Raw genomic sequence first — 1998 nt, forward strand, 5'->3', positions numbered from 1 at the left:
CGCCGGGGCACCCGCTTCCACGCCTGGGTGGAGTCCCGTTTCGAGGAACTGGCCCTGCCCCTGCTCGGCGAGGACGAGCACCCCGGAGGCGATCTCGAGGAGGACCCGGCCATCCGGGACGAGCGTGAACTGGACGCGTTGAAGGAGGCGTTCGCCCGCACGCCCTGGGCCCGGCGCACCCCCCACCGGGTGGAGGCGCCCTTCGAGCTGCGACTCGCCGGACGGGTGGTCCGCGGACGCATCGACGCCGTCTACCGCACCGACGACGGCTGGGAGATCATCGACTGGAAGACCGGTCGGAGCCACTCCGCCGATCCGCTGCAACTGGCCGTCTACCGGGTGGCCTGGGCCGAACAACACGATCTCCCGCTGTCCCGGGTCACCGCCGCCTTCCTCTACGTGCGGACCGGGGAACTGGTACGGCCGGCGGTGCTCCCGGACCGGGCCGGTCTGGAGGCCATCCTGCGGGGGGACGCGTCGTGGGCCCTCAACGTCCCCGGTTAGGCTTCCGTCATGCGCAACACTCCGGACAACGCCGTCCAGCCGATCGCCATGACCGGGACCGGCGGGATCGACCGGGACGCCGGCCGGCGAATCGACGAGGCGTGGCTCGGAGCGGCGTGGAGCCACCCCACCACCAGGGTCTTCGTGGTCTCCTCGGGGCGTGCGCTGATCGAGGACACGGCCGACGGTCGCACCGAACTGGTGACCATGCCCTCCTTCGACGCGCCCCTGACCGAGGCGCACCGCTACTACCTGGGCACCGGCCCCGACGGCGTGCGCTACTTCGCCCTCCAGAAGGACGAGCTGCCGGGCCGGATGGATCAGGCCGCCCGCCCGGCCGGGCTCCGCGAGGCCGCCGCACTGCTGGACGACCGTGACGCGGCGCTCCTGGTGCACGCGATCGCGCTGGAGAACTGGCAGCGGATGCACCGCTTCTGCTCCCGCTGCGGGGAACGGACCGTGATCGCGGCGGCCGGTCACATCCGGCGCTGCCCCTCCTGCGGGGCGGAACACTACCCGCGCACCGATCCGGCGGTCATCACCCTCGTCACCGACGAGGAGGACCGGATCCTGCTGGGTCGGCAGATGCACTGGCCGGAGGGACGCTTCTCCACCTTCGCCGGGTTCGTGGAACCGGGCGAGTCGCTGGAGGAGGCCGTGGTGCGGGAGATCGAGGAGGAGGTGGGCATCACCGTCTTCGACCCCCGCTACGTGGCCAGCCAGCCGTGGCCCTTCCCGTCCTCGCTGATGCTGGGCTTCCTGGCGAGCACCCGGACCACCGAGATCCGGGTGGACGGCGAGGAGATCGAACAGGCCCGCTGGTTCTCCAGGGACACGCTGCGGGCCGCGATCGAGTCGCGGGAGGTCTCGCCCCCTTCCGGGATCTCGATCGCGGCCCGGCTCGTGGAGAGGTGGTACGGCGGGCCGTTGCCCCGCCCCTGAGCGGGCGGACGGTCCCGGCCCGGCGCGCCGGCTCAGGCCGCGAGCTTCGCCTTCACCTGTGCCAGGGAGGGGTTGGTGAGGGTGCTGCCGTCCTCGAAGAGCAGGGTGGGAACCGTCTGGTTGCCACCGTTGGCCTTCTCGACCAGCGTCGCCGCGTCCGGATCGTGCTCGATGTTGACCTCGGTGTAGGGAATGCCCTCACGGTCCATCTGGCCCTTGAGCCTGCGGCAGTAGCCGCACCAGGTGGTGCTGTACATGGTCACGGTGCCGGCCATGGCGATCGTGAGTCCTTCCCTCGGGGGCGCTGGCGGGACGCGGGGCGTCCGGTCGTGGAACGTCCGGCACGGTCCGGACATTCCCGGGCGCCGGGACCGGCCCGGGACCGGTGCCCGGGAAGGCCCGGACTCCACTGTGACGCCGACCCGCCGTGACGCCGACCCGCCGTGAGGACGATCCGACGAACGCCCGCGGCTGTGGACGAGCGGTGCCCCGCTGTCCGCCCGGCCTGGCAGCATGGGCCGGGTGACAGCAGCGACGCCCCCGCCCCCCGAC

The 1998-nt window shown here is 72.4% G+C and carries 3 protein-coding genes; 2 read left to right on the forward strand and 1 reads right to left on the reverse strand.

What is annotated here, in order from left to right; translation table 11 throughout:
• Positions 1-504, forward strand: a 504-nt coding sequence (locus tag FNQ90_RS21155; protein ID WP_182607811.1) for a PD-(D/E)XK nuclease family protein, incomplete at its 5' end; no start/stop codon positions are given.
• Between the two features lie 9 nt (positions 505-513).
• The gene (gene nudC, locus FNQ90_RS21160) at positions 514-1446 is read left to right on the forward strand and encodes an NAD(+) diphosphatase (RefSeq protein WP_182607812.1); all 933 of its coding nucleotides are present in this window, start codon (positions 514-516) and stop codon (positions 1444-1446) included.
• Positions 1447-1478: 32 nt separating this feature from the next.
• Here the strand turns inward: nudC and FNQ90_RS21165 are convergent, their stop codons facing one another.
• A complete protein-coding gene (locus FNQ90_RS21165; RefSeq protein WP_143624216.1) occupies positions 1479-1721 on the reverse strand; it encodes a mycoredoxin in 243 nt (80 codons plus the stop codon).
• Positions 1722-1998: the final 277 nt, after the last annotated feature.

Source organism: Streptomyces alkaliphilus (assembly GCF_014141535.1).
GTDB lineage: Bacteria > Actinomycetota > Actinomycetes > Streptomycetales > Streptomycetaceae > Streptomyces > Streptomyces alkaliphilus.

Bases quoted from the DNA above. Each gene is read 5' to 3' on its own strand.
- nudC (WP_182607812.1), top strand. From the start codon at position 514: ATGCGCAACACTCCGGACAACGCCGTCCAGCCGATCGCCATGACCGGG.
- FNQ90_RS21165 (WP_143624216.1), bottom strand. From the start codon at position 1,721: ATGGCCGGCACCGTGACCATGTACAGCACCACCTGGTGCGGCTACTGC.